This window comes from Streptomyces sp. NPDC002787 (genome assembly GCF_053592095.1).
In genome coordinates this window covers 102,848-129,197 of record NZ_JBSFVC010000014.1, presented here as the reverse complement: position 1 = coordinate 129,197, position 26,350 = coordinate 102,848, and the positions used below count along the sequence as shown (strand labels likewise).

Genomic DNA, 26,350 nt, shown 5'->3' with positions numbered 1-26,350 from the left:
CGCGAAACATTAACGGCGGGCCGGGGAACGGGGCGACCGTCCCTCCCATGCGCTCCTACAAACTCCTCTTCCGCACAAGGGAGTTCACCCCTCTCTTCCTCTCCTCCTCCCTCCAGGTGGCCGCCTCCACCATCGGGGGCCTGGCCCTCGGCACGTCCGTGTACGAGGCCACCGGCTCTCCGCTCCTGTCGGCCCTCAGCATGTTCGGCCAGTCCCTGGCGCAGATGGTCGGCGCGACGACCCTCCTCTCGGCCGCGGACCGGCTGCCGCCGAGGGCGACGATGACGGGTCTGGCCGTGGTCTTCGCGGCGAGCACGGCGCTGCTGGCCCTCCCCGCCCTGTCCCTGTGGACGGTGTTCACGGTGATCGCCGCCCAGGGCCTGGTCGCGTCACTCGGCGGGGGAGTCCGCTGGGGCCTGCTGACCGAGATCCTGCCGAAGGACGGCTATCTGCTGGGCCGCTCGCTGTTCAACATGACGCACGGGCTCATGCAGATCGCCGGTTACGCGATCGGCGGCGCCCTGGTGGCCCTCCTGTCCCCGCACGTCACCCTGCTGGTGTCGGCGGCCCTGTACGCGACGGCCGCCCTCTGCTGCCGCGCGGGCCTGTCCCGTCGTGCTCCGCGCGCCTCCGGCCGCCCGTCCGTCGCCGAGACCTGGCGCACCAACGCCCACCTGTGGTCGTCGGCCCCGCGCCGCCGCCTCTACCTGGGCCTGTGGATCCCCAACGGCCTCGTCGTCGGCTGCGAGTCCCTGTTCGTCGCGTACGCCCCCGACCGCGCGGGCCCGCTGTTCGCCTGCGCGGCGCTCGGCATGCTGATCGGCGACGTGACGGTCGGCCGCCTCCTCCCTCCCCACGTACGGGACCGCCTGGCCACGCCCCTGCTCCTGCTCCTGGCCGTCCCGTACCTGGTCTTCGCCTTTGACCCGGCGACCCCGGTCGCGGCGGCCTGCGCCGCCCTCGCCTCCGTCGGCTTCGGCGCGAGCCTGGTCCAGCAACAGCATCTGCTGGCCCTGACCCCACCCGAACTGACGGGCCACGCCCTGGGGTTGCACTCGGCGGGGATGCTCACGCTGCAAGGGGTGAGCGCGGGCCTGGCGGGCACGATCGCCCAACTGACCTCCCCCGGCACGGCGATGGCGGCGATGGCGACGGGCTCGGTGACGGTGACCCTGGCGCTGTGGACGACGGGCCGGAACAAGCGGGCAGCTCTCTCGTCACCGGCTCCCCGCCGCACGAGCCCCTCCGAGCGCCGCAACGAAACCGACGCGAATCAGCCCTGACCGCAGGCGGGTCGCACAAACGAAGCCCGCCCCGACGTCCCGGCAGAGCGCGTCCACCTGCCGGAGAACTGGAGGGGAAGTCGTCGCCGGCTACCAGTTGAGCGCCCCCGGCCACCGGCTCAGCCGGTCGCGGCGCCGGGGAGCGCGGACGACGCCGGCCTGCCGGTGCGGCCGGCGGCGGTCCAGACGGACGGCGTGGAAGCAGGGGGCTCGCCCACAGCCAGGGGGATGCTCAGACCGTTCTCATGACTGGTACGGCTGCTGCTGCGGCTGGCCGTGAGACTGGCCGCTGTGGCCGCCCGCGCCCTGCGCCTGGAGCCGTTCCGCCTGCTCGGCGCTCACCTTCTGCTCCGCGCCGCAGAAGGTGCACTGCGTCTGGTACTTCGTCGAGATCGGGATCAGCGGCACGAAGAACAGCGTGAACTTCGTGACCCGCTTCCGGAGCGTGTGTGCCGCGGGGTTCCCGCACTGACCGCACACCAGCGTCAGTATCGCGAGCTGGTACAGATATCCCTTGGTGCCGAAGATGATGAACATCTGATCCTTCCGGGGGTGCTTGTCGACGCACCGCACGCACTGCGCGCACCGCACGCTCTGCCCTCAAGTGTGCCTGTTGCTCACTTCTTCACGTCGCCGGTGAAGACCGCTGCCTCGGATTCGTAGTCGGGGAGACCTCGACCTGGAGGAACGTCTCGTTCTTCGGGAGCTCGCAGGCCCACGGCACGGTGAGGGAGCGCCCGGCGAGGATACGGGTGTCGGGGAGCCCGTCGAGGCAGGCCGGGAAGGGCGGAGGCAGCCGGTAGCGATGGGAGCCGTGCCGCTCGACGAGGTGGACCTGGGTCAGTTCGCTCTCGCCGCACCCGGCGGTCCGCTTCAGCAGCCGACGCCGCTTCCACCCCTGTCCCGCCTCGCGGTCTGGCGCCGCCCGGCCTGGCTGACCCCGAGGACACTCGTGTAACTAACATCAATGTTGCTAACTGCAATGTTAGTATCTGCGGCATTGGGTGATGTCGGGGAGGTGCCGGTATGGCGGATTTCGTGGGCAGGCGGCACGAGCTCGAGACGCTGGATCGCGAGCTGGCCAAGGTGACGGCCGGGGTCGGCGGGGAGCGCCCCGGGCGGTGCGTGATGCTTCGAGGACGCCGCCGGGTGGGTAAGTCGCGGTTGGTGGAGCGGTTCGCCGAGCGGTCCGGCGCGCCGTTCCTCTTCTATGCCGCCACAGGGGCGTCGCCGGGGGCGGACCTGGAGCGGCTCAGCCAGGATGCGCGGTCGTCCAGCCTTCCGCTGGCGAATCTGCTGTCCGCGGCCCGCCCGGCGAGTTGGGATGCCGCCTTCGACGTCCTGGCGGCGGCACTTCCGCACGACCGGGCGAGCGTCGTGGTCATGGACGAGGTGCCCTACTTGATGGATGCGGAGGGCGCCTTCGAGGGCATGTTGCAGCGGGCCTGGGACCGAGTGCTGGAGAAGTCGCCGGTTCTGCTGGTTCTCATCGGTTCCGACCTGTCGATGATGGAGGCGCTGAACAGCTATGGACGCCCGTTCCACCAGCGCGGACGGGAGATGGTGCTGGGTCCGCTCAACCCGGCGGAGGTGGGCGAGATGCTCGGCCTCGATCCCGCCTCGGCCTTCGACGCGGCCTTGATCACCGGTGGACTGCCGCTGATCTGCGCGGAGTGGACGCCCGGTGCCGGGATGTGGGAGTTCCTGCAGGCGGCGCTCAGCGATCCCGTCTCGGCCTTGCTGGTGTCGGCGGAGCGCTCGCTCGCCGCGGAGTTCCCCCAGCAGGTCCAGGCCCGCACCGTCCTCTCGGCGATCGGCAGCGGTGAGCGGACGTTCTCCAACATCGCCCGCGCCGCCGGCGGGATCGGGGCGACCCCGCTCCAGCGGTCGCTGGGGATCCTCGCGGACAAACGGGTGATCGCGGCGGAGCTGCCCGTGTCCACGCGGCCTTCGAAGGACCGTCGCTACCGGGTCGCGGATCCCTACCTCCGCTTCTGGCTGAAGTTCCTGGGTCCAGCTATGGAAGAGATCGAGCGGGGCCGGGGTGACCTGACTCTGCGGCGCGTCCGTGAAAACTGGACCAGCTGGCGTGGCAGGGCCATTGAACCTCTGGTGCGCGAGGCGCTGGCACGGCTGCTGCCCGACGCGAACCTCCCCGCCGCCCCCGCCCTCGGCGGCTACTGGACCCGTACCAACGATGTGGAGATCGACGTCGTGGGAGCGGACCGCGCGCCGATCGCCAAGGAGCTGTTGTTCGTCGGCTCGGTGAAGTGGCTGGAGCACTCCCCGTTCAACCGCCACGATCTCGCGGCGCTGCACCGGCACCGCGCCGCGCTCACGCCTGATCCCGTGCCGGTGATCGCCATCTCACGCAGCGGGACCGACTGCACGGGCCTCGACGCCGCGTACGGCCCGGCGGAACTCCTCGCGGCGTGGTCCGCATGAGCATGCTGGGACACGGACACGTGGGGTGCCAGGTCTCTATGGCCCATCGCCCCGATTCGGGTCGGCCGAGCCTACGGCGCCCCGATCGCGCCGACCCGCGAAGCCACCGTCAGCGGGAGTCACCCGCATCGGCGGCGCGAGGGGGCGGCCGGCGCCGGTGACGGGACCGTACGTCCGTACTTCGCCCGGGAACTCGTCCACCTCGGGTATCTCCGCCGGTCGGCGGCGGCGGTGGCCGGTGCGGCCCGTCGAAACGGGAGGCCGGGGGATCGCCCCATCGTGCCGAGAGGCGCGGCACATGGTCCACCCACGCCATGTCGGCCGCCGCGACGAGCGACTGGCCGGCCACGGTCGCGGGAGTCACACCGGTGAACGCCACGACGTCCCGGTGCAGATGCGACTGGTCGGCGTAGCCGCAGTCGGCCGCGACCCTGGCCGCCTCCTGGCCCCCGGCCAGGCGGGTGGCCGCCCAGTCGAAGCGGACGAGCTTCACGGCGCGCTTGGGCGGCAGGCCGAGCTGCGCGTGGAAGCGGGACCACAGGCGCTTGCGGCTCCAGCCCAGCTCGTCGGCCAGCTCCTCGACCCGCACCTGGCCGTGCCCGGCGACGATACGGTCCCAGGCCCAGGCCAGCTCCGGCTCGATGGCGGGTCCCGCGGCCAACGGCCGGGCGAGGAACGCTTCGACGAGCGCGAAGCGTTCCTCCCACGAGGCGGCCTGGGCCAGCAGCTCGCGCAGCCGGGCCGCCCGCCGCTCTCCCCACAGGTCGTCCAGGGTCACCACGGAGCTCTCCAGCTCAGCGGGGCCCACGCTCAGCACGGCGCGGGCGATGGCGGGGGACAGGCGCACCTGCATCCACTCGACGTTCGCGGCCCGCACCCGCGCCGCGCCGCCGGCGCCGAACCCGAGCCCGGTGACAAGGCTGCCGCGGTGCCGCCGCCCCGTCGACTCATCGATGCCGAGCGCCGCCTCGCCGCAGGCCAGCGCCAGCGTCAGCACGGGGTGCGGGTCGAGCCGGTGGTCGACCGGAGCCGGGCCGCGGTCGCGCAGCCCCGCCAGGACGACGCCGGGCAGTCGGCCGGGCCGGGCCGGGCGCGTGACCTCCCACACGGGGGTAACGACGCGCTGGCGCACGGCAGTTGACATACCTCCATGCTACGGGCCCGCCCGGACAGAACATCCGGACGCAACGTCCGGACGCAACATCCGGACGGAACATCCGGAGGGAACATTTCTTCAATCCAGCGGGCCGCGGCCGCGGCGAAGGTGAGCGCATGACTTCCACCGGAACCACCGCGCCGCCACCACCGGGCGTGGCCCGTCTGTTGTGCCCGTACGCGGGCGGCTTCGCCGCCGTCGTCGTCCTGCAGGTCATCGGCGCCGTCGCCGGTCTGGCGCCGCTGCTCGCGGTCGTCGAGCTCGGCCGTACGCTGCTGGCGCCGGGGCCGGCCGACGACGGGCACGTGCGCGACGTCGTGATCGCGGGCGCGGCAGGGCTGCTCGTACGGCTGCTTTTCACGGCCGCCTCGTCCGGCCTCGGACACCTCCTCGACACCCGGGTGCAGCTGTCGCTGCGCCGTCAACTCGCCGCGCAGCTTGGGCGGGTGCCGATCGGCTGGCTGGCGCGGCGGCGCAACGGGGAGCTGGCGAAGCTGGTGGGCGAGGACGTCAGCGCCGTGCACCCGCTCATCGCCCACACGCCGGGCGAGCTGGTCTCCGCCTTCGTGGTGCCGCTGGTCTCGCTCGGCTACCTCCTCACCGTGGACTGGCGGCTGACGCTGATCACGCTGATCCCCGTGCTGCTGGCGGTCGCGCTGGTGCCGCTGATGATGACCCCCGCGCGGCTGCGCGAGCAGAAGGAGTTCGACGCCGCGATGGGGCGGATCTCGGCGTCGGTGGTCGAGTTCGTGCAGGGCATCGCGGTGGTGAAGGCGTTCGGCGGGTCGGAGCGGGCGCACGGCAGGTTCCGTACCGCGGTGGACGACTTCACCCGGAGCTTCTACCGGATGGTGCACGGCCTTTCCGGGCCCGCCGCCGGGATGCAGGTGGCGCTGTCGCCGCCGTTCGTGCTGCTGGCGGTGCTGGTCGGCGGGGCGTACCGGATCACCGGGGGCGGGCTCGCCCCGGCGGACCTGCTGCCTTTCATCCTGCTCGGCCTCGGGCTGACCGCACCCGTGGCCGCGCTCGGGCACGGCTTCGACGACCTCCAGGCCGCGCGGCGCGCCGTCGGCCGCATCCGGGACGTACTCGCCGAGCCGTCGCTGCCCGAGCCCGTACGGCCGGTGGCGCCCGAGGGACACCGGGTGGAGCTGCGGGACGTCCGCTTCGGGTACGGGGGTCGCTTCGGGTACGAGGGGGCCGCGGGCGGGCACGAGGGTGGCGCGGCCGGGCGCGAGGTGCTGCGCGGTATCGACCTGGTGCTGGAGCCGGGGACGATCACGGCCGTCGTCGGGCCGTCCGGCAGCGGCAAGTCCACGCTGGTGCAGCTGCTGCCGCGGTTCTACGACCCGACGCACGGCTCCGTGCTCCTCAGCGGCGTCGACCTGCGTGAGGTGGGCAGTCAGGAGCTGTACCGGCGGGTGTCCTTCGTCTTCCAGGACGTCCGGCTGCTGCGCGCCTCGGTCGCGGACAACATCGCCCTCGCCGTCCCGCACGCCGACCGCGACGCCGTCGTCCGCGCCGCCCGCCGGGCGAGCATCCACGACCGAATCCTCGAACTGCCCCGCGGCTACGACTCGGTGATCGGCGAGGACGCCCGCCTCTCCGGCGGCGAGGCGCAGCGCGTCTCGATCGCCCGCGCCCTGCTCGCGGACACCCCCGTCCTGGTCCTCGACGAGGCCACCGCCTTCGCCGACCCGCAGACCGAGCAGGCGGTGCGCGAGGCGCTGGCGCGGACCCGCGAGAAGCGGACGACGCTGGTCATCGCCCACCGCCTGGAGACGATCGCCGACGCCGACATCGTCGTGATGCTGCGCGACGGCGAGATCGTGGAGCGGGGCACGACCGCGGAACTCCTCGCGCGGGACGGCGCGTTCGCCGAATTCTGGAAGATCCACGCCGGTGCCGGTGCCGGTGCCGGTGCCGGCGTCATGGAAGAGGAAGAGGCCCGATGATCAGCACACTGCTGCGCGTGCTCGGCCACGAGTACGCCGGGCCGGTGCGCCGCACCGTCGCCCTGATGACGGCGACCGCCCTGGCCGAGGGACTGTCGTACGCCCTGCTGGTGCCCGTGCTGCGCGCGCTCCTCGGCAGCACACCCGAGGACGCCCGGCCCTGGCTGACCGCCTTCGGCGCGGCGGTCGCGGTCTACGCGGTGCTGCGGTACGTCAGCGACCGCTCCGGTTTCCGCGTGGGCACGACGATGCTGCACGGCATGTACGAGCGCCTCGGCGAACACCTCGCCCGGTTGCCCATCGGCTGGTATCAACCCGGCCGCACGGGCGAGGTGTCCGTCCTCGCAAGCCAGGGCGTGCTGCAGGCAATGAGCGTGATCGCCCACCTGCTGGCGCCGTTCATCTCCGCTTGCGTGACGCCGCTGACGATCGTCGCCGTGATGCTCGCCTTCAACTGGCAGCTGGGGCTTGCCGCCCTGGCCGCCGTGCCGCTGGTGGCCGCGGTCCAGCTGCGCACGGCCCGCGCGACGACGGCGACCGACGCTGAGCGCGTGGAACGCGAGCGCGCGGCCACCGGCCGCGTCATCGAGTACCTCCAGGCCCAGCCGGTACTGCGCGCCGGCGGCCGCACGGGCGAGCGGTTCGGTCTGCTGGACGACTCCCTGAAGGAACTGCGCCGCGCCTCGCGCCGCTCCACCCTTTCGGCGCTGCCGGGTGTGCTGGGTCTCGCGGTCACCGTGCAGGCGGTGTTCACCGCGCTGCTCGCGCTCGGCGCGTACCTCGCCCTCGGCGGGGACATCGGCGCGGCCGAGGTGCTCGCGCTCCTGGTGCTCGCCGCCCGCTGCGCCGACCCGCTGCTGTCCCTCGCCGAGATGAGCGGTGGCATCCGCGCCGCCCGCGCCGAACTCACCCGCCTCGACGACGTCCTCACCACCGAGCCGCTGCCGGAGCCGCCCGCTCCGCGCGAACCGTCCCGCCACGACATCGAGTTCGACGCGGTCACCTTCCGGCAGGGCGACCGCGCGGTCGCCGACGGGGTGACGCTGTCCGTACCCGAGGGCCGGCGGCTGGCCGTCGTCGGGCCGTCGGGCGCGGGCAAGACGACGCTGCTGCAACTGCTCGCCCGCTTCTACGACGTCGACGCGGGCGCGGTGCGGATCGGCGGCGTGGACGTACGGGAGATGGACACCGCGGCGCTGATGGCGCGGATCGCCATCGTCTTCCAGGACGTCTACCTCTTCGACGGCACGATCGAGGAGAACGTGCGCCTCGGCCGTCCGGACGCCACCGACGCCGAGGTACGGGCCGCGGCCGCCGCGGCCCGTCTCGACGAGGTGATCGAGCGGCTGCCCGGCGGCTGGTCGGCGGAGGTGGGCGAGGGCGGGGCGCTGCTGTCGGGCGGCGAGCGGCAGCGCGTCTCCATCGCCCGCGCGCTGCTGAAGGACGCGCCGATCGTGCTGCTCGACGAGATCACCTCGGCCCTGGACCTGGTGAACGAGGCGGCCGTGCACGCCGGCATCGAGGAGCTGATGGCGGGCCGGACCGTGGTGCTGGTGGCGCACCGCATGGCGACCGTGCGCCGGGCCGACCACGTCGCCTTCCTGGACGCCGGGCGGGTGGTCGAACAGGGCACCCACGAGGAGCTGCTGCGCCGCGCCGGCCGGTACGCCGCGTACTGGGACCTGTCCCTGGCCGGGCCGGCGCGGGACTGAGACGGCCGTGCGGGTTGCCGCCCGGGCAGGTGGCGGTAACCCCGCGCAGGGTGTGTCATTCGGCAGGGGGTCACCGCGTGCCGGTGTGTCATTCGGCCCTGATGTTGTCCACGTAGACGATGCCCTTGGTCGCCGCGCCGCTCGCATGGACGAGGTACAGATTGAACGCCGTCACCTTGGCGAGGTGAGCCGCGTCGAGCACGGCTCCGGCGTGTGCGGTGTCCCAGGGAGCGGGCGTGAACTCGCTGAAGGGTGCCCTGACCTCCTGCCCGCTCGTGTCGGACAGCGGAACCTGGTACCAGAAATCGACTCCGCCGGCGACGATCTGGAGCGCCCCGCCGTTTGCGGAACCGTCGCCCTGCAGCCACAGCGCAAGGGACGTGAAGGCGGACCAGTCCGCGTCGACCGGCTTGCCTGTGCCGGTGTACTCGGCGCCGGTGAAGTCGTACGCGTAGGCCAGTCCGTAGGAGCCCGAGGACTTGTGTTCGGCGGACAGGGTGAGGGTGTGGGAGTTGACGTGGGTGTATGCCTGGCTCAGGGCGGTGTCGTCTCCGGCGTATCCCTCGAAGTCGTCGACCCAGCCGGCAGGCAGGGGTGCGACCTCGCCGAGGAGGACCACGGCCGAGTCGGTGAGCGTCTTGCCGTCCGCCCGCGCGCTCACGGTGAGGGTCACCGAGCGGTTGTTCCGCGTGGCCGGGTCGATCGACCAGTCGCCCGAGTAGAAGCCGTCGGCGTCGAGGCGCAGCCGTCTGGCGCGTCCGCCGTTCACGGAGTAGGTGACCCGGCTCGCCCTCGCGGGTGTGACTCGCACCCGGACGGTGGTCTTGGAGGCCGCTATGCGCTGCCGGTCGGTAGGGGTCACGAGGTGCATGAACGGGGCGTTCCTGACAGCGGTGGCGCGAGCGGAGTACACCCCCCGGAGATCGGCGGCGAACAGGGTGTAGGGGTCCTGGTGGTAGGCGACGAAGTCCGGCTGCAGGGCGTGGCCCGGGTACGGGACATAAGCACGCTTGGTGCCTCCGAAGTTGGCCCAGGTGAGCATGTACGTCATCTGGCGGGCCAGCGGGTCCGCCTGGATGGCCTGCGACAGCCGGGTGAACCACTGAGGGTCGCGGACCTCGGTGCCGCCCTCCCCGAACTCGGTGAAGGCCGGAGCCTTGCCCCGCTCGTTCGCCAGCCGGACCACCATCGCCAGATCCTTCACCACACCGTCCAGCCAGGGGGTCGGTCCGGCGTTTTCGTCGTAGGAGTCGTAGCCGAGGATGTCGACGAAACGGTCGCCAGGGTAGGTCTTCAGGTAGCCGGTCGGGTCGCCTCCGAAACTTGAGTTGGGCGAGTAGGCGTAGAGCAGGTTGTGGACGCCCCTGGTGTCGCGCAGGTACTCGACGGTGTAGCGGAACAGCTCGATGAACTCGGCCGAGGTGGCGTGGCCGGCGCCCCACCAGAACCAGGCTCCGTTGTTCTCGTGGAAGGGGCGGAAGACGACCGGGATCGCGGTGCCGTCCGGCCGCCGTGCGCCCTTGACCGCCTTCGCGATGCGGTCGAGGAAGGCGTTGAAGTCCGCGTGTTTCGCGCCTCCGGGAAGGATCTGGCTGACCACTCGTCCCTTTGTGTCGTAGAAGTTCTCGCCGGTGACGAAGTTCGGCATGTGAGCGCTGAGGGTGTTGATCCCGCCGCGTGCGTCCCCCTGCCGGATGCACCGGCTGAGCGCGGCGATGTTCTCGGCTTCGGTCCCGCCCTCGACGCCGGGGCGTTCGTCGCCGTCGAGGATGAGGGTGTCCCAGCCGAAGACTGCGGGGTAGTCGCCCACCGCCGCCCTGGTGTCGGACGCCTTGCCGTCGGGGGTGGTGAAGGTGAAGCCGTAGGTGAGGTCGTGCTGGTGACCGAACAGGATGCCTTTGCCCTGCTGCCGCTTCAGGTACGCGAACAGCGCGCGGGTGGCGGGGGTCGCCTTGTCGTCGACGATCCGGACCGGCGTCGGCGCGCCGGCGAGCGCCGTGCGGGAGGTCGCCGCGGCGGCCACCGATGTTCGGGCGCCGGCTGCCGCGGCGACCGTGGCACCGAGGAGGATGAACGTGCGACGGTTCAGGGGAGAGCTGGGCATGTGTGTCTCCGTTTGACGTGGCGATCTCTCGCCAAGGGGAGGTGACCCCCCGGGGGCCGGGGTGCCCCGCCCCGAGGGGTGTCGTGGGCCGTTCCGTCGGCGGCGCCAGGTGTCGTCGGGCACGGCGGCTGGTCGCCGTAGTCGTATGCCGGGCCGGGGGCGCTCAGACAGCTTTGGACAGGCGGCTGCTCGGCCTGGGCCTGCTCAGTCGGCCGTCGAACAGTCGTCGCACTCCGGGGGACGAGCCGTCTTCCACTCGCAGGTCCGCGACCCAGAGCCGTGATCCCGGCCCGGACTGCTTCGTGGCGCCTCGCGCGGACCCGTTGCAGGTACAGCGCTGGAGGAAGAGGAAGAGGAAGAGGAACAGGAAGACGACGAGCGTGGGCACGATGCGAGGACTGCCTCGGCCGTGAGGTCATCCCCGTGGGCTCCGAAGGGGATGAGGAGTCGGAAAGGGGGTGGCCAGGGTCCCGGTGATCGGGTTGCCGTGGGGACCGGCCACGGCCTTTGTCCGAGGTTGCGGCGTCGTGGCTTCTCCGGTCGGAGTGCGTACTTCGCCGCGGGGCCGACCTTGAGCAAGATCGTGGAGCCGTCCCTGGACTCCTTGACGATCTCGATCTTGATGTCGGCGCCAAGTCGTGGTCGCGCCTCGGCGTGGTTCATCGGATCGTGCCGGTCCGCGGCCGCCGTCGGTGCACCCTCGTGGCCTGCGCCACCGCGAAGGCCGAGAACGTGGCTGCCACCGCCACAAGGGCGACACTGGTCGCCGCTGCCCTGAGCATCCAGGTCTGTAGGTCACTTGTGGGGGCCCTTCCCGTGACGCGGTCGGCTGCAGGTAGATGGGGTCCTGGTCAGGGACATCCGCAACGCACGACACACGTGTGCTTCAAGTGGCGCTATTTGACTAGAGGTTGAGGAAAAAAGAAAGGCTAAGCGGCTCGCGAGACCCAGGCGCACCCTCTGTTCACCGCGATTGCTACGGAGCGGCAAGCGCACGACTGCCGCGCTCTGGTGGATGCCTGCGCCCTCGGCGCAGGGGGCATGCCGGGCTGTAGGAGAACTGGCGTCGGCTTTGCGCGCCAGTGACAGCGTGATCCGGACGAGTCTCGCGAGATCGGCCGATCCCGGACGCATACCCCCTCTGGAGAGATCCTCATGAACGCGTGAGTCCGGGAGTCCGTCGTGCGGCTGCCGTACTGGCTGGATGCGCGAGCCCGGTGATCGGCGACACCACGCGGCGCGCCCCCACGTTGCCCGTGGAGTGGTGATCAGCGGCGCCGTGCTTGCGTCGGCTGCGGAGCCGGAACGGCGGCTGCGTGACGGACCGGAGCGTTGGGGCGCTGGGGTGCCGGCCGGGCGCTGAGGCGCTGGCTGCGCCAGGGAGCGCGGCTCGTCCCGCCCCGTCCGCTCACACAAACGGCCCCGGACGATGAGTCCGAGGCCGAGTAAAGCGCCTCCTTGGGGGAGAAACCCCAGTTCAGCGGCTTAGCGCGTTGTGCCCCCGGCAGGATTCGAACCTGCGACACCCGCTTTAGGAGTGGGATTGAATCCTTGCCGGGTGGTGCTCGGCGCTGCCGGACGGTGCTGTCTCCACTGGTCAGGACTACACGGCGAGCCACTTGATCCGGCCTGTGCCGCCCTGTATCGGGCAGTCCGCTCACGCATCGCTCACGCACTGCCGACTGCTGAGCAGTGCGTGGGTCAGATCTGGCCGAGGTCGATCTCCACCGGGAACGGGGCCACTACCTTGAGGACGCTCGTGAACACGTCTCCGTCCCGGTACGTCTTCGTCGCAGGGTCGAGAACGTAGGTGTACACGAGAGGAACACCTGTCGCCGCCTGCTCGATCCGCCAATAGAAGCCGATGCCTGCCTTGGCGTACTGGTCGACCTTCACGATCCGGTCGGTGGTCTCCGAACCGGGCGACACCACCTCCGCGACCAGCAGCACGTGTTCGGGGCGGGCGGGGGTGATGTCGATCGTGTCTGCGCGGTACACGACGACGTCCGGGCGGCGATTGGTGAGCGGGACGTCCTGAAGCCGGACGTCGAAGTCTGGAGAACTGGCGGGCCCTGGCCCGCCACCTCGGCCGCCGCGAGCACATGAGCGACACCGTCCAAGCGATCGCCGGCCTGCTGTCCCACCAGCAGACGGTGGACCTGAGCCGAGTCCGGTGTCTTCTTCTAGCCACCAGTGGTGCTGGTGCTGAGTTCGGGAATGATGTGGAACCTCCCATCCCGGTTCAGGGCTTGCCGAGGAAGTCCAGGAGCATGCTGTTGAGTGCGACGGCCCGGGCGAATGGGGCGCTGTGGTGCGACAGGCCGGGGAGTACTGCGGTCTCGACGTGTGGCAGGTACAGCCGTGCCGCCGCCTCGACGAGCCGAATGTCGTGCGCCCTGCTGTCCCCGGCAAGCAGCACCAGCGTCGGGATCGTCGAGCTCCGCAGTTGCCGGGACCTCGGGCGTTTGCCCACGACGACCTTCGTGCGCGGGAATTCGGCAGCGAGCCCGTATAGGTCCAGCCATGCGGGGTCGACTTCCGCGCCGCGGGTTTCCCAGGCGAGGAACGCACGGGCTCGTTGGGCGGTGGGCCGCATGAGCATGGGAAGGGCGCGTAGCAGGTACCCAGCCTTGAACCCAGCGAAGCACTGGGTGGGATCGAGGAGAGCGAGCTTGCGGACCCGCTGCGGCGTGCGCAGCGCATAGGTGAGGGCGATCCATCCGCCATATGAGTGCCCGCACAGGTCGGCGCGGCCCTGGCCCAAGCCGTCGAGTACACCGTCCAGCCAGTCGAGAAGGTCGTCGACGGACTGGACGGGGCGGCCCCCGCGCAGGCTGCGGCCTGCCTCGCCGATCCGGTCGACGGCGTAGACGCGCCGAGTGCGGCTCAGATCGGTTACGTTGGCAAACCACACGGCCGAGGTGGCGCCGCCGCCGTGCAGCAGCACCAGAGGCTCCCCGTCCACGGGGCCGCACGCGGTGACCCGAGTTGTGCCGTACACGGACGTCAGGTCCATCCGGTCGACGGGCACGGGCCAGCGGTCCAGGACCGTGGCGTACGCCGCCAGAAAGCGAGTCAGGTCTTCTGTCATGGGACGCCCTCAGAGAAATAGGTCGCTGAGCAAGTATCTCGTCGAACGAGATACTATGCAGGCTGGATCGATCACGGAGGGCGGAATGGCATGAGTGAAGGAGAGCCTGGACTGCGGGTCGTGCATCAGCTGCGTACCATCACCATCGAACTCGACCTGCTCGGTGCCGAGTTCGCCCATCGCAACAGCCTGCACCCGACCGACCTGCGCGCCCTGATCTGCCTGTTGGATGCCGCTCGGGCGCACACGCTTGCGACGCCCGGCTGGCTCGGGCGGCAGCTCGGCTTGAACTCCGCGGGCACCACGGCCCTTGTCGACCGGCTCGAGAGGCTCGGCCACGTGCAACGCACACGAGACAGCCGCGACCGACGCCGTGTGCTGCTCGAGGTTGATGAACGGGCAGTCACCCTCGGACAGTCGTTCTTCGGACCGCTGATCACGGAGGTCGTCGCTGCGACGCGGACCTTCTCCGACACGGAGCTGGCAACAATCCAGCGCTTTCTACTGAACGTGCACGAGGCCGTTGCCGCACAGCGAGGCCCTTCGAGCACCCGAAGTCCCGGGCCGCAGAAGAAGCGAGAGACTCAATGATCTGTCTGTGACGACAGACCTCGAGACCCCTGGCCCCAAAGTGCCGGCGTCGCCGTCGGCGGAGAGGTGCGGTCACCCGGCCTGATGCCGAAGGCGCCGGATTCCCAAACCCGGCTCGGGATCCGGTGAAGGCAGGACACCTTCCCGATCCGCGTGATGTCCCTGGGCGTCCCTCCATACCGGAGGGGCGCCCTCGTTACGGAGGATGAGGCCGTGCCCGAAGCAGAACGCGAACCCCGTATCGGCGAACGCGTCATGGCCGTGATCAACCGCGACCCGAGCACCGCCCTGCATGCCACTCGCAACGATCTCCTGCTCGTCCTCGGTGTCACCACCCAGGCCGTCGTCCTCGCCCTGGTCACCGACCCGGCTCGGTGACCGGACGCGCTTGGCTGCTGCTGCTCGCCGCACAGATCCCGATCATGTGGCGGCGGCGCCATCCGCTGCCGATGCTGGTCGCGGAGACCGCCCTGCTTTTGCCGTACCACGCCCTTGACAACAATCACACCGCCCCGCTGCCCGTCTCGGTCGTCACGGTGTATGGCGTCGCCGTCACCTGCCGGCCCCTGTCCACCCTGCTCACCAGCGGCATGGCCTTGGCCGTGGCGCTGAGCACCATGATGGTGGTCAACAGGCAACAGGCAACAGGCCGCGGAGGCGCTGCAGGCCGCCGGCTGGGTGATCTCCGTGGTCTTCATCGGAATCACGTTGCGCTTCTACCGGCAGTACGTCGCCGCCGTTGTCGAGCGCGCCGAACACGCCGAACGCACACGCGAACATGAGGCCCGCCGACGGGTCGCCGAGGAACGGCTGCGCATCGCCCGCGACCTCCACGATCTGCTCGCGCACAGCATCACCCTGATCGGCGTGCAGACCTCTGTCGCCGCGCACATTCTGCACGCAAACCCCGAACGCCTGGACCGCGCGGCCGTCGCCAAGTCCCTCGACGACATCGCCGAGACCTGCCGCACCGCCCGCGGTGAACTGCGCACCACCTTGGAGGTGCTGCGCGCGCACGGCGCCCAAGATGTCCGTGGCCTGCTGCCCGACCTGCACGGACTGGAAGGCCTCGCAAATGCCGCCCGGAGCTCCGGGGCCGAGGTGGATCTGACGGTTACCACCGACGACGTACCGCCCGACGTCGGAGCGGCCGCCTATCGGATCGTGCAGGAGGCCCTCACCAACGCCGTACGGCACGGCGGCCGGCAGAACGTCGGTATCCGGATCGAGGCGCGTGCCGCAGGGGGCGCCCTGCGGGTCACCGTTACCGACGACGGGATCGGCACGGGCGGCGGCACGCCCCGCTTCGGGCTCGTCGGCATGCGCGAGCGGGCCCGCGATGTGGGCGGAACGCTGGACGCCGGGAGGCTTCCCGGTAAGGGTTTCGAGGTCAGTGCCGTACTGCCGCTGGAAAGGAACCCGTGACCGTCCGGGTACTGCTCGCCGACGACCGGTCAGGAATCTGAGACGTTGGACGGCAGTTCCCGTGGAAGACGGTCATGGCCAGACGCCCCATGGCGACGGCGTCCCGCCCCCGCGGTTAGGGCGTGTATCGACAGTGCCTGGTGAGGATGGCGGAGAGCCCATTGATGATCCAGAATGATCGGATGGTCACGCTTGAGACTCCTCGTTTGATTCTGCGTCGCTGGCGCGAGGAAGACGTTGCGCCCAGCGTGCAGCGTAGTCGCGGGCCCATGCGCTCGTGAGTCTCGGCCAGAGCGGGAACGACCACGGTGGTTTGGCGACTGGTGAGTTTTACGACCGTGAGGAACCGTGACTTCTGGTCGACCAACGTGGCGACCTGGCTGTTGTTCGAGTCGATCACCAGATCGCCTTCCAAATGCCCGAACTCGCTGCGGTTCTCCGCCGCCTGAGGCCGGTCCTCGATCGGTCGCGCATCGGTGATCTGTGAGCGCCACTGTCCCTTCACCGTGTGGCGCTTGTTCTTCCGGATCGGGCGGCCAGTTCGCAGGCGCTTGGACAACTCGCAGGGGTCACTTTCCATCGGGTGGTGTAGACCGATCGGTAGATCGTCTCGTGGCTGATCTCCATCCCCGGGTCGTCACCATGATGCCGACGCAAGTGGCCGACGATCTATGCCGGCGACCACTCCTCCCTCAGCAAGAAGCAGCACCGTCTCCCTCAGCGCGGGCCTGCGGGCAAGCAGGCACTGCTTCGGCCGCCGGGCGCGGTCAAGTGCACGTTCCTGCGCGGCGATTGCCTGGTAGACGTCGCGTCCGCCGTTGTTGCTGACTTCACGGCCGATCGTCGACACCGCACGGCACAGCAGGCCGGCGGTCGCCCGGCAGGAATCGCCGGCACGTCGCCGACTCCATCGCGCCGCGCTACCGGGTGCTCGTGCTTTTGGCGGCCTTCACCACGCTGCGGTTCGGGGAATTGGCGGCCCTGTGGCGTCGGGACATCGATCAGGAGGGGCTGACTGTCACTGTTCGCCAAGCTCAGGCTGAGTCGCAGAGCGGTCGGCTCTTCGACAAGGCGCCGAAGTCTGCGGCCGGGGTGCGTACTGTCTTCTTCCCGGCCGAGCTGCTCGACGAGGTCACGCGTCATCTGGAGCAGTTCGCCGCTCCTGGCCCTGACGGTCACGTCTTCGTCGGGCCGCAGGGCGGGCAGCTACGGCGGAGCAACTTCCGGGATGACTGGGTCAAGGCGAGGACGGCGGCCGGTGTCACGTCTGAACTGCACTTCCATGATCTTCGGCATACGGGCAACACGCTGGCCTCGACGGCTGGTGCCAGTACGCGGGAGCTGATGACGCGGATGGGGCACAGCAGCTCCCGGGCCGCGTTGATCTACCAGCACATGACCAGAGACCGTGACCGGGCATCGCCGACCGGCTCGGGGCGGTGATCCGCGAGGGCGGGGGAGAGGCTCCCGGCTAGGCGATGTGGACTCTAGTGGCACGCGTGTGGCACGCCCCCGAGAACGACGAAGGGCCAGCCTGGGAGGAAACCCCGCCTGAGCTGGCCCTTCTGGCTGTGCCCCCGGCAGGATTCGAACCTGCTAAACCCGCTTTAAGGAGTTTTCCCCGGGCCGGGCTGTGACCTTCGAAAATATGGACAGCAGCGGGTCCGGCCTGGGGAAACACTCCTTCGTAGTTCTCACGTTTTCGCGGCGCTTCCCGTTCCCGTGTGTGCTGCATACGTGCCGGTGGATGCTGTCCGACGAGGGCACGGGTTGTTCAGGGGGCGGCGAGTGGTCGGAGTGAGGTACAGGCGGCGTCTCGTCATCGTCAGACCTTCTCGACTCGCACGGCGTGCCCCGCGAGGAGTTGATTCATGTCGTCGGTATCGGAGGTGAAGACGGTCGCCTGAGTCCCCTCCACGGCTTCCCGCCCTGCTACGGCCGCCAGAATGGCGTCGATGGCGTACTTGTGCCCATGCAGGCCTGCTGCCTTCAGCATGTCGCGTGCCATGGCGATCACCTGGTCGTCTGTGTGCACGATGCGGATCCGGGACAGCGTCCAGTTCCACAGTGCCTGCCTCGACGTTTCGCGAGGGTCCCACGCCTCCAAGGTCGTGAGCGCCGAGGTGACGATCGGGATGTCCAGCCGCGGAGCCGTCTTGATCAGTGCAGCCATCTCCCGGTCGCCCTGAACCGCCTTGGAGAGAGCCTCGGAGTCGAACACGAAGACGCGCTGCCGCGGCCGGTGCAGTTTCGCTCGGGCGGTGCGGCTCACGCGGCCTCGTCCGAGTGTGATCGCTGTTCGTCATGCCAGCCGTCAATCGCGGCGATGCGGTCCAGCGCTGCTTGCTGCTCGTCGTCCGTCACGGCGCCGTGCTCTTCTTCGATACGTTCGGCAAGCTCGCGCAGTCGGTCCATGGCGTCCTGATGAGCGGCAGCGGCTGCGATGTAGCCGGACACCCCGCGCGCGTCGACGCGTTCCTTGATTGATTCCACCAGCTCTTCCGGCACGGTGATGGTGATCTTCCGAGTTGCCATACTTCAAGTATGTCAGATCTCGTCCGGCGCGGCTGGCCTCCTGGGGTCCTCGCCTGCCCGGGCCGCCCGGCCGCCCTACCGACGGATACCGCGCAGGTCTGCGAGAGGCGCGTCTGGGGTTCGCATGGGGATGTGGACTCTCTGTGGAATCCCGGCGCGAGGAAGGCCCCCCGTTCGAATGGAACGAGGGGCCGGGATCTCTCTTACCTGTGGTGCAGGTGGTGCCCCCGGCAGGATTCGAACCTGCGACACCCGCTTTAGGAGTTTTCCCTGGGCGGGGCCGTGACCTGCGGAAACGTCGACGGCAGGGTGCGTGGCCTGGGAAAACACCGCTCCGTAGTTCTCACGTGTTCACGGGGTTTCCCGGCCTCATGTGTGCTGAATCCGTTCCAGATGACCAGGTAATGCCTGCGGGCAGGTAGCGCCGGACGGCCGTAACGGTAGTCGTCGTCGATGGAGGGGACGCTCAGCTACTCGCGCCGGGATGGTCTCTGGATGTTCACCCTGATATGGATGCTGCCGACCAAGGATGCTCCGCCAGCGATCGCGGCGACTGCTGCGGCAGCGGTAGTGGCGCCAGCCCATGCAAGGATCGATGCAGCGATGATAGCGATGAGACCGGTGAGCGCGGTGATCCAGTTCAGGGCTGCGGATGCGGTCATACGTCGATTGCGCGTTTCAGTCGATGGCACGGTAAAAAACCGGTCCTTCCGCATCGCAGCTCCCAGCCCGACAGCATTGGGCTACGCCTGTCTGACGTTCCTCCTTGCTGACGTAGCGCTTCAGTCGTGGCACGAGATCCTGCTCATTGAGTAGATAGCGCGCCTCCTCAGAGGGGAGGACCCGACATGGACGGGCAACTTCATCGTTTCCGTTCGTGAAGGCCGCGAGGTCCAGCAGGAGTTGCTGTGGAGTCGGAACGCTTGCGCGCGGTGCCAGGTCGAAACGGTTGGGTAGATGGAAACGCGGCTGCGGCTCCTGTTGCTCGCGTCCAGCCGGGATCAGGTGCATTTCCCAGCCGCTGCGATCAGACGGCGAATAGACCCTGTTGCTCCAATAGAGCTGGTGGAAATCACAGCCATGCTCGTCACGGAAGCTGCCATCGAACCAGATGCCGCCCCATCGATCTCCTGCCGTTCCGCCGGCCCTCCAGCCAATGACGGGGACGCCGTGCTTCGCCCAGTGGGTGGCAACGGATCGAATGTAGGGGTGGTGGAGTGCGTTCCGCTGCCCATTGGCTGGGGACGGCCTGCCCGCCCTGCGAGCGACGGAGTACGGCTGGGTCTGCTCAGCCTGCATACGTCGCGCAGCGCGCTTCCTGGTGGCGTGTCTGACCATCAGTTTCCGAACCGGCAGTTACCCACACCCTGCCTGCACTGAGCGCCAACCAGTGTTGCGCGATCCACTAAGGATTTTGGCCAGGATGATACGACGTGGTGTGGGCACGACGTATTGGCTCGGGCGGCGCTGCTGCCAGGGCACCAGAGTAGCAACAGTCCGCGGTGGGCGTAGGTGACTTCCAAGCAACTGCCCTTTGAGAGAGGGCTGCCCGTTGTTTCTGTCTCGACGACCTGGGGAACTTGATCGAGTTCAAGCTCCTGAGGCTCCGGCCTTGACTACGAAGGTCCTCCTGTCCGTCGGACGGAAGGATTTATGACCAGGTGTTTCTCTGTGCCCCCGGCAGGATTCGAACCTGCGACACCCGCTTTAGGAGTGGGATCGAATCCTTGCCGGGGGGGGGCCTGGCGCTGCCGCGCGGTGCTGTTTTCCCTGGTCAGAACCGCGCGGCGAGCCACTTGATCCGGCTCATGCCGCCCTGTGCCGGACCGTCCGCTCACGCATTGCTCACGCGCTGTTGGCTGCCGAGCAGCGCCTGGTCAGACCTGCCCGAGGTCGATCTCCACCGGGAACGGGGCCACTACCTTGAGGACGCCGGTGAACACGTCTCCGTCCCGGTAGGTCTTCGTCGCGGGGTCGAGAACGTAGGTGTACACGAGAGGAACGCCTGTCGCGGCCTGCTCGATCCGCCAGTAGAAGCCGATGCCTGCCTTGGCGTACTGGTCAACCTTCACGATCCGGTCGGTGGTCTCCGAACCTGGCGACACCACCTCCGCGACCAGCAGCACGTGCTCGGGGCGGGTTGGGGTGATGTCAATGGTGTCTGCTTGGTACACGACGACGTCGGGGCGGCGATTGGTGAGCGGGACGTCCTGAAGCCGGACGTCGAAATCGGTGTCGGCGTTCCACTCCGGGCCCGCGGCGGCATCCAGGGCGTTCGCCAGAATCCGGGCCAGACGGTTGTGCCGCTTGGACGCACTCGGACTCACGACGACCATCCCGTCCACGATCTCGATACCGGCGCACTGCTCCTCGGACCACGACTCGTACTCCTCCGCCGTGATCTGCTCATGCATCCACGCCGGGGCCATCATCTCGGCCGTCATGAAGCACCTCCCGGACACTGTGCCGCGGGCCCGATCCCGCTGGATTCAGCGTACTGTCTGCCGTCCGCGCGGCATGCTGATCTCGCTCACGCCCACTCTCCGTCGACCGGCAACGACGCGAGCCTCCGACAGTCAGGAACCGGCCGGTCGACTTGTCATCAGGAGATCGGAGCAGACCAGCGGTGCCACTGATCTGGTGGCCACACCGGTGAACGCCGCACCACTCGGCGACGTGAACCGTCGCGGAACCCCGGACCGCGGGAGGCACCGAACGCCGAAGCGCGGTCGGATTCGACGGTTCTGGCGTGAACGGATCAGGCTGACTGGAGGACTGGGCCGAGATCCGTTGGCTGCACCGGGCCCAGAAGACACCGAGCCCAGAAGATGCCGCTCGCCGCCGTGATGGCGGCGCGAGAGCCACTCTTACGGCGTCGCCGAGGTGCCTGGGCCGTCCGATGCCGCGCACCCACTTCGCTGGCGCGCGGCTGCAGCTTCTGGATCTGGGACTCGTCCAGTGTGTTGCGCACGATGCGCCAGGGAGCGGACAGGTTGAGGTCCGGCATTGCCTCCTCCTTCGGGAGGGTCGGCACTTCACCTCGTCCGGCGAACTGTCCTGTCGTGCGATCCCCGGCTCCACACTCCACCACCACTGGGCCATCGCAATCGCCCGAGCCGTCCCCGCCGACTACCGCATCCGCTACGTCCAACTGGCGCCCCGGACATGCAACGTCGCCTCCTCCCCCCCCCGCCTGGCGGCGGGGGAGGACATTGGTCTTCTGCCTCACCGACGTGGCCCCCCGTCCGCCCGACCGTCAGTCCAGGCAGCTCTCCACACCTTCCAGCAACGCAAGTAACCGTCCCCGAGCTGCTTCGACGCAACACCGAACCAGCAGGCCACGATCGGCCCACACCAGGCTGCGGAGCGGACGACGAGTTGAGCGCTCGGAGTGCCTCAGCCATGCAGCATCAGCGGCCTCCGTATCGACCTTCTTGTCATAGTGACAGGAATTGAAGTAGCTTAAGCCGTATGCAAGTTGACGTGTGGTCACCCACACCCGTACTACTGACGGTCGATCTCGTGATCCTGACGCTGCGGGAGGGGCGACTGTGCGTCCTGCTCGTGGAGCGGGGCGAAGATCCTTTCCAGGGCATGCAGGCTCTGCCTGGCGGATTCCTCAATCACGCTGGTGAGGAGATCCTGGACGCCGCCCACCGTGAGTTGAGTGAGGAAACCGCTCTGGGTGCCGGGTCGGTGCATCTTGAGCAGTTGGCCATCTACGGGGATGCAGCCCGTGATCCACGGGGACGAGTCGTTTCCGTGGCCCACTTGGCGATCGCACCGGGACTCCCCGAACCGGTCGCGGGAACGGATGCCGTGGATGCCGCGTGGGTTCCCGCGGAAGCCGTCCTGTCCGGCGAGGTGGAACTGGCCTTCGATCACTGCCGGATCGTGACGGACGGAGTCGAACGCGCGCGTACCAAGCTCGAATTCTCGGCGCTGGCCACGGCATTCTGCGGAGAACTCTTCACCATAGCCGAGTTGCAGAAGGTGTACGAGGCGGTTTGGGGCACCGAACTCGACACCCGTAATTTCTACCGGAAAGTCCAGGCTGTAAAGGGATTCATCATCCCCGCCGGTTCGGGACGCAGGACCACTGGAGGACGGCCCGCTCGGCTGTACCGGGCCGGGCCGAAGACGGTGCTATCCCCACCGCTGATCCGACCTGTGCCGTCTGGGTCGGAAGAGGACACGGGAGAGGAAGGGGAATAGATGTCGAATGACCTGGTGGTGATTCTCACCGCCCTCAATCTCGAGTACGAGGCTGTGCGCCGGAAACTGGCCGGTCCACAGCTTCACCGTCATGAGCGTGGGACGCGGTTCGAGGTGGGAACCGTGCAGGGCACTTCATGTCGTGTCGCGCTCGGTCTGGCGAACAAGGGGAATCATTCCGCCGCGGTGATCGCTGAGCGTGCGATTCAGGAGTTTTCGCCGGTGGCCGTGTTGTTCGTCGGCGTCGCAGGTGCCCTGTGGGACACCGCCAGGCTGGGCGACGTGGTGATGGCGACGCACGTGTACGCCTACCACGGCGGGACCAGCGAGGACGACGGACTCAAGGCCCGTCCCCGGGTGTGGGAGACGGCGCACGGTATCAGCCAACTCGCCTCGCATCTGGCTCGCGTGAACGACTGGGCAGACTACACACCCGGTCATGGGCGCGCGCCGCAAGTGCACTTCGGCGCGATCGCCGCCGGCGAGGTCGTGCAGAACTCGACGATCTCGGCCGAGGCGCGGTGGATCCGGCGGCACTACAACGACGCGCTCGCGATCGAGATGGAGGCCGCCGGTGTGGCGCAGGCCGGCCATCTCAACGGGGCACCGGTGGCCATCATCCGGGGAATCAGCGACTGGGCGGACGGTACGAAGGGCAGCGCGGAGGACCGTAATTGGCAGCCACGGGCGGCGGCGAGCGCGGCGGCATTCGCTACACGACTGGCCGTGGAACTGGTGGGAGAACAGGAGCAGATCGCGATGTCCCAGGCAGACAGGGCCCGTACGGCCGACGGACTCAAGGAGCACGTCAGCAATACCGCGCACAACAGCACCGTTGGCATCATGGCCGGCTCGGTCACCGGGAGCAGCGTCTATGTGAACGCGGACCCGAAGGTGACCAGCCCGGCGGACTTGGTCGCGGAACTGGACGGATTCCGGGAGCATTTGAAGCGTCACCACGCCGAGGGCGCCCCCGACGACGACACCTACCGAGAGGCACTGGCCGAACTGGGCTTTGCCCGCCGGGCGGCAAGGGAGAACACGCCCGAATCGTCCAAGAGAGCGACCATGGCACTCAAGAGGTTACGCGGTCTGATCGCGGAGTTTCCCGAGCTGGTGGCCAGGCTGGCACCACTGGTTGTCGCGGCGGGTGACTTGTCATGATCGACGGCAGCGGTGTCACGCACAATTCGGCCAGCCACTCCACCGTCGGAATCCAGGCCGAGACCGTACACGATTCCAACATCTACTTCGTCCATCCTGATGCGTCGCCTCAGGAGAAGTGCAGCGTCGGTGTGCGGTTCCTGGAGGATGGCATCCCCAGCCGTGCCCGCGACATGATCAGTGACGCGATCGCCCACGGATACGACAACGCGGAGGTCCGTTTCCACTGGGTGCTCGCCATGCTCAGTGGACGCGCCTACCACGACCTCAGCACCGAAGAACTCCATCGGCTGCACCATGCTTCCGGGCTCGTACGGAACTACGCCGACGGAGAGTGGAAAGACGCTCTGCGCATCGCTTTCGAACTGCTGGCGATGCTCAGCACCGCGGATGGCGAGACAAGACGCGTACTGGAGCGGCTGCGGGCCCTGTCACCTCGTCGGCGTGACGTGATCCTCCGCCACTTCGACCTCGTACTCACCGGAGGGCTGAAGGACGGCCTGTGGGCCGAGAACCGCGAGCGGGCCGAGACAGATCGCTTCGCCAACGAACGGGTCAAACGGGTCTGGGCCTATTTCGAACCCGACCCGATCGGGGCACGGGCCATGCCGCCCCGTCCGAGCACCGCCGCTGCCGCCCGAGCAGCCCTTCCGATCCGAGCCGGACTGTTCGCCGTCAGCAGCGCATTCCTCTGGATCCTGGCGCTGATCGCGAATCCGGCCGCGGCCGTCATCGAGTTGCTGGTGGCGCTCGGCGCGGGCCTGGCCGCGGCTCTCTTCGGCAGCCGGTGGTGGTACCAGGAGCATCAGCTGAAGGCCAAGAACGCTCAGCCCCACATCCCGCACACACGCGATGCCGCCTCTCCCGGGGACGGGTTCACCAACCGCGTCCGTCATTCGTTCGACCATTACTTCAGTGTCCGCGCGCCCCATGGATTCGCCCCGCAGGAATGGCTCGGTCATACCGTCCACATCCGTAATAGCCTCGTCGCCGAGATCGCGCCTCTACCGCGAGAGCCGAATCAGCGTGGACCGGGTCAACTGGCTGATCCGCTATCTCGCCGAGGATGCCCGAGACCGCCACAACAGAGGAACTCTGTTCGATCAACGCCACCAGAACCAGACGGCTGCGGTGGCGCAAGGGCTGTGCGTGATTGCCCTCATCGCTCTCGGCGTCACGACTCTGGGCCTGCTCGGAACAGTGGCCGCAGGTTCCGGTGAATCGCTGCTGCTGGCTGTCCTGGCCGTAGTCGGTGCGGTCTGGTCCGGACGCGCGGCCGCTTTCTCGTGGCTGGAGGCCCGAGGCGAAGAGCGCCGAATGGCCGAGGAAGCCCAGCAATATCAAGAGCAGTTGACCGCGCGGCAAGTCGCGTACCAGAACTGGAAGTCGTTCCTGGACACCACGCGACCCAGTGAGCTGGAAATGGAGAACTGGCTCACCTGCGACAAGACGCTGTTCGTCGACGAAGCACTCCGCCACCACCAGCTCACCTGGCGCGACCTGATCACCCACGCCATCCTGATGACACCCGCACGCCCCTACAAGCGAGGGCGTGTGAAGGGCGGCCCTTGGCGATACTCGCGCTACAACTTCCGTCTTTTCCTGGTCACTCAGGATGGCGTTCGTGAAATCAGCACGGAATTCGATTTCACCGACGCAAAACGCGAGAAAGAGCAGCGAAGCAACTACCGGTTCGACGCGTTTTCCTCCGTGCAGGTCACGGAACGCACCGATGTCGGCTACGACCTGGAGCTCATCCTCACCAACGGGCCGGCCAGGAACATTCGTGTCAAGGACGCCGACACCCATCAACTGGCACCGGACGAAAACGCCCGGGAAATCGCCGAGATCAACCTCGCTTCGGCTGGTTTCACCCACACCTTCCGTCTCTTGGAAGGAATCGCGGCGGACGGAAAGGGTTGGCTCGAACGAAACAACCCCAACAACCTGCCGCCCTTCCGTGCTGCCGACTGAGTCTTCCGGGCCCTCAGGGCGGGCAGGGGCCGGAGCGCCGGAGCCCTGCCCGCCCACTCATCAGCCCAGCCGGCACCCGAGCTTAGGAATGGCCGTGGCCGCACCAGAAGACGTCACCGAGAGCAGACTGCTGCTGGCCGAGTACGACCGCATCAAGGAGGAGCAGAAAACCCGGATAGGATTCCGTGACAACCTGCTCTACTTCACGCTCGCCGCGTCCACCGCGGTCCTGGCGATCACCGTCCAGAGCAGGCAGGCTCAACTACTGCTCGCCATCCCTGTGATCTGCCTGGTCCTGGGCTGGACCTACCTGGTCAACGACGAGAAGATCTCGGCGGTCGGCCGCTACATCCGCGACCAGCTGGGACCGCGGCTGGCCGAGCTCAGCGGCGCTCACGGCGCAGTGTTCGGCTGGGAGATCTACCACCGCGACGATGCGAGCCGCAGCACGCGCAAGCGACTACAGACCGCTGTGGATCTGTTCACGTACTTGGCCTTGCCGATGATCTGCGTGACCGCATTCTGGTGCTCTCCCGCCGTCCAGCCTTTACTCGTGATCGTCTCCCTCGCACAGACACTTGCCCTGGCCGTACTGGGTTGGCAGTTCCTTCGCTATGCGGAGCGGTAGTGCTGCACTGTGGCCCCGCTTCACGTTCAATTCGCCTTCCCGACCGGCACGGCCGAGTACGGTAACCGCCTC

At 68.5% G+C, this 26,350-nt stretch carries 17 protein-coding genes and 5 pseudogenes; 13 read left to right on the top strand and 9 right to left on the bottom strand.

Annotated features, from left to right (window positions below; all coding sequences use genetic code 11):
* The first annotated feature begins 47 nt into the window (after positions 1–47).
* Positions 48–1,283, top strand: a complete 1,236-nt coding sequence (locus ACWD26_RS20905) for an MFS transporter (protein ID WP_451272102.1) — start codon at positions 48–50, stop codon at positions 1,281–1,283.
* Between the two features lie 243 nt (positions 1,284–1,526).
* Here ACWD26_RS20905 and ACWD26_RS20900 read toward each other — a convergent pair whose 3' ends face one another.
* The gene (locus tag ACWD26_RS20900) at positions 1,527–1,820 is read right to left on the bottom strand and encodes a zinc-ribbon domain-containing protein (protein WP_451272100.1); all 294 of its coding nucleotides are present in this window, start codon (positions 1,818–1,820) and stop codon (positions 1,527–1,529) included.
* Positions 1,821–2,309: 489 nt separating this feature from the next.
* Here ACWD26_RS20900 and ACWD26_RS20895 point away from each other — a divergent pair, with 489 nt between their 5' ends.
* Positions 2,310–3,728 (top strand): ATP-binding protein, encoded by a 1,419-nt coding sequence (locus ACWD26_RS20895; protein WP_451272098.1) that lies wholly within the window; start codon positions 2,310–2,312, stop codon positions 3,726–3,728.
* A gap of 109 nt (positions 3,729–3,837) precedes the next feature.
* Here ACWD26_RS20895 and ACWD26_RS20890 read toward each other — a convergent pair whose 3' ends face one another.
* A complete protein-coding gene (locus ACWD26_RS20890) occupies positions 3,838–4,872 on the bottom strand; it encodes a helix-turn-helix domain-containing protein (RefSeq protein WP_451272096.1) in 1,035 nt (344 codons plus the stop codon).
* A 128-nt stretch (positions 4,873–5,000) separates the two neighbouring features.
* Here ACWD26_RS20890 and ACWD26_RS20885 point away from each other — a divergent pair, with 128 nt between their 5' ends.
* On the top strand, positions 5,001–6,839 hold the full coding sequence (locus ACWD26_RS20885) for an ABC transporter ATP-binding protein (RefSeq protein WP_451272094.1): 1,839 nt from the start codon (positions 5,001–5,003) through the stop codon (positions 6,837–6,839).
* Entirely contained in the window at positions 6,836–8,551 is a 1,716-nt protein-coding gene (locus tag ACWD26_RS20880; protein ID WP_451272092.1) for an ABC transporter ATP-binding protein, read from the top strand. The genes ACWD26_RS20885 and ACWD26_RS20880 overlap by 4 nt, the downstream gene beginning before the upstream one ends.
* Before the next feature lie 88 nt (positions 8,552–8,639).
* Here the strand turns inward: ACWD26_RS20880 and ACWD26_RS20875 are convergent, their stop codons facing one another.
* A complete protein-coding gene (locus ACWD26_RS20875) occupies positions 8,640–10,655 on the bottom strand; it encodes a glycosyl hydrolase (RefSeq protein WP_451272090.1) in 2,016 nt (671 codons plus the stop codon).
* 933 nt (positions 10,656–11,588) lie between these two features.
* Here ACWD26_RS20875 and ACWD26_RS20870 point away from each other — a divergent pair.
* Positions 11,589–11,814 (top strand): annotated as a pseudogene (locus ACWD26_RS20870) (hypothetical protein); the annotation flags it as partial.
* A 542-nt stretch (positions 11,815–12,356) separates the two neighbouring features.
* On the opposite strand, the pseudogene ACWD26_RS20865 reads toward ACWD26_RS20870, so the two are convergent.
* Positions 12,357–12,713, bottom strand: a pseudogene (locus tag ACWD26_RS20865) (Uma2 family endonuclease); the annotation flags it as partial.
* Positions 12,714–12,897: 184 nt separating this feature from the next.
* Positions 12,898–13,746: an alpha/beta fold hydrolase gene (locus ACWD26_RS20860; RefSeq protein ID WP_451272088.1), complete on the bottom strand. Its 849-nt coding sequence runs from the start codon at positions 13,744–13,746 to the stop codon at positions 12,898–12,900.
* A gap of 90 nt (positions 13,747–13,836) precedes the next feature.
* Here ACWD26_RS20860 and ACWD26_RS20855 point away from each other — a divergent pair, with 90 nt between their 5' ends.
* Together ACWD26_RS20855 and ACWD26_RS20850 are read left to right on the top strand one after the other, a co-directional pair.
* The gene (locus ACWD26_RS20855) at positions 13,837–14,337 is read left to right on the top strand and encodes a MarR family transcriptional regulator (protein ID WP_451272086.1); all 501 of its coding nucleotides are present in this window, start codon (positions 13,837–13,839) and stop codon (positions 14,335–14,337) included.
* A gap of 156 nt (positions 14,338–14,493) precedes the next feature.
* Positions 14,494–15,762 (top strand): annotated as a pseudogene (locus tag ACWD26_RS20850) (sensor histidine kinase).
* Positions 15,763–15,877: 115 nt separating this feature from the next.
* On the opposite strand, the gene ACWD26_RS20845 reads toward ACWD26_RS20850, so the two are convergent.
* Positions 15,878–16,321, bottom strand: a complete 444-nt coding sequence (locus tag ACWD26_RS20845; RefSeq protein WP_451272084.1) for a transposase — start codon at positions 16,319–16,321, stop codon at positions 15,878–15,880.
* Positions 16,322–16,659: 338 nt separating this feature from the next.
* On the opposite strand from ACWD26_RS20845, the pseudogene ACWD26_RS20840 reads away from it, so the two are divergent.
* A pseudogene (locus tag ACWD26_RS20840) lies at positions 16,660–17,237 on the top strand (tyrosine-type recombinase/integrase); the annotation flags it as partial.
* A 350-nt stretch (positions 17,238–17,587) separates the two neighbouring features.
* Here the strand turns inward: ACWD26_RS20840 and ACWD26_RS20835 are convergent.
* Together ACWD26_RS20835 and ACWD26_RS20830 are read right to left on the bottom strand one after the other, a co-directional pair.
* Entirely contained in the window at positions 17,588–18,034 is a 447-nt protein-coding gene (locus tag ACWD26_RS20835) for a hypothetical protein (RefSeq protein ID WP_451272082.1), read from the bottom strand.
* Positions 18,031–18,297, bottom strand: a complete 267-nt coding sequence (locus ACWD26_RS20830; RefSeq protein WP_451272080.1) for a hypothetical protein — start codon at positions 18,295–18,297, stop codon at positions 18,031–18,033. The genes ACWD26_RS20835 and ACWD26_RS20830 overlap by 4 nt, the downstream gene beginning before the upstream one ends.
* Positions 18,298–18,792: 495 nt before the next feature.
* Here ACWD26_RS20830 and ACWD26_RS20825 point away from each other — a divergent pair, with 495 nt between their 5' ends.
* Entirely contained in the window at positions 18,793–19,113 is a 321-nt protein-coding gene (locus tag ACWD26_RS20825; protein ID WP_451272078.1) for a hypothetical protein, read from the top strand.
* Between the two features lie 1,061 nt (positions 19,114–20,174).
* On the opposite strand, the gene ACWD26_RS20820 is transcribed toward ACWD26_RS20825, so the two are convergent.
* Positions 20,175–20,741: a Uma2 family endonuclease gene (locus ACWD26_RS20820; RefSeq protein ID WP_451272076.1), complete on the bottom strand. Its 567-nt coding sequence runs from the start codon at positions 20,739–20,741 to the stop codon at positions 20,175–20,177.
* A gap of 1,027 nt (positions 20,742–21,768) precedes the next feature.
* Between ACWD26_RS20820 and ACWD26_RS20815 the strand changes: the two genes are divergently transcribed.
* From ACWD26_RS20815 to ACWD26_RS20800, 4 genes and pseudogenes are all read left to right on the top strand, one after another.
* Positions 21,769–22,512, top strand: a complete 744-nt coding sequence (locus tag ACWD26_RS20815; RefSeq protein ID WP_451272074.1) for an NUDIX hydrolase — start codon at positions 21,769–21,771, stop codon at positions 22,510–22,512.
* A complete protein-coding gene (locus ACWD26_RS20810; RefSeq protein ID WP_451272072.1) occupies positions 22,513–23,676 on the top strand; it encodes a 5'-methylthioadenosine/S-adenosylhomocysteine nucleosidase family protein in 1,164 nt (387 codons plus the stop codon). It abuts the gene before it with no gap.
* A pseudogene (locus ACWD26_RS20805) lies at positions 23,673–25,650 on the top strand (hypothetical protein). Before ACWD26_RS20810 ends, ACWD26_RS20805 begins: the two are co-directional and overlap by 4 nt.
* Before the next feature lie 88 nt (positions 25,651–25,738).
* Positions 25,739–26,278, top strand: a complete 540-nt coding sequence (locus ACWD26_RS20800) for a hypothetical protein (protein WP_451272070.1) — start codon at positions 25,739–25,741, stop codon at positions 26,276–26,278.
* The last annotated feature ends 72 nt before the right edge of the window (positions 26,279–26,350 follow it).

Excerpts from the sequence above, each read along its gene's own strand:
- ACWD26_RS20880 (WP_451272092.1), top strand. The coding sequence starts at position 6,836 with ATGATCAGCACACTGCTGCGCGTGCTCGGCCACGAGTACGCCGGGCCG.
- ACWD26_RS20830 (WP_451272080.1), bottom strand. The coding sequence starts at position 18,297 with ATGGCAACTCGGAAGATCACCATCACCGTGCCGGAAGAGCTGGTGGAA.
- ACWD26_RS20895 (WP_451272098.1), top strand. The coding sequence starts at position 2,310 with ATGGCGGATTTCGTGGGCAGGCGGCACGAGCTCGAGACGCTGGATCGC.
- ACWD26_RS20815 (WP_451272074.1), top strand. The coding sequence starts at position 21,769 with ATGCAAGTTGACGTGTGGTCACCCACACCCGTACTACTGACGGTCGAT.
- ACWD26_RS20905 (WP_451272102.1), top strand. The coding sequence starts at position 48 with ATGCGCTCCTACAAACTCCTCTTCCGCACAAGGGAGTTCACCCCTCTC.
- ACWD26_RS20860 (WP_451272088.1), bottom strand. The coding sequence starts at position 13,746 with ATGACAGAAGACCTGACTCGCTTTCTGGCGGCGTACGCCACGGTCCTG.
- ACWD26_RS20810 (WP_451272072.1), top strand. The coding sequence starts at position 22,513 with ATGTCGAATGACCTGGTGGTGATTCTCACCGCCCTCAATCTCGAGTAC.
- ACWD26_RS20855 (WP_451272086.1), top strand. The coding sequence starts at position 13,837 with ATGAGTGAAGGAGAGCCTGGACTGCGGGTCGTGCATCAGCTGCGTACC.
- ACWD26_RS20825 (WP_451272078.1), top strand. The coding sequence starts at position 18,793 with ATGTTCACCCTGATATGGATGCTGCCGACCAAGGATGCTCCGCCAGCG.
- ACWD26_RS20820 (WP_451272076.1), bottom strand. The coding sequence starts at position 20,741 with ATGACGGCCGAGATGATGGCCCCGGCGTGGATGCATGAGCAGATCACG.
- ACWD26_RS20885 (WP_451272094.1), top strand. The coding sequence starts at position 5,001 with ATGACTTCCACCGGAACCACCGCGCCGCCACCACCGGGCGTGGCCCGT.
- ACWD26_RS20875 (WP_451272090.1), bottom strand. The coding sequence starts at position 10,655 with ATGCCCAGCTCTCCCCTGAACCGTCGCACGTTCATCCTCCTCGGTGCC.
- ACWD26_RS20900 (WP_451272100.1), bottom strand. The coding sequence starts at position 1,820 with ATGTTCATCATCTTCGGCACCAAGGGATATCTGTACCAGCTCGCGATA.
- ACWD26_RS20800 (WP_451272070.1), top strand. The coding sequence starts at position 25,739 with ATGGCCGTGGCCGCACCAGAAGACGTCACCGAGAGCAGACTGCTGCTG.
- ACWD26_RS20890 (WP_451272096.1), bottom strand. The coding sequence starts at position 4,872 with ATGTCAACTGCCGTGCGCCAGCGCGTCGTTACCCCCGTGTGGGAGGTC.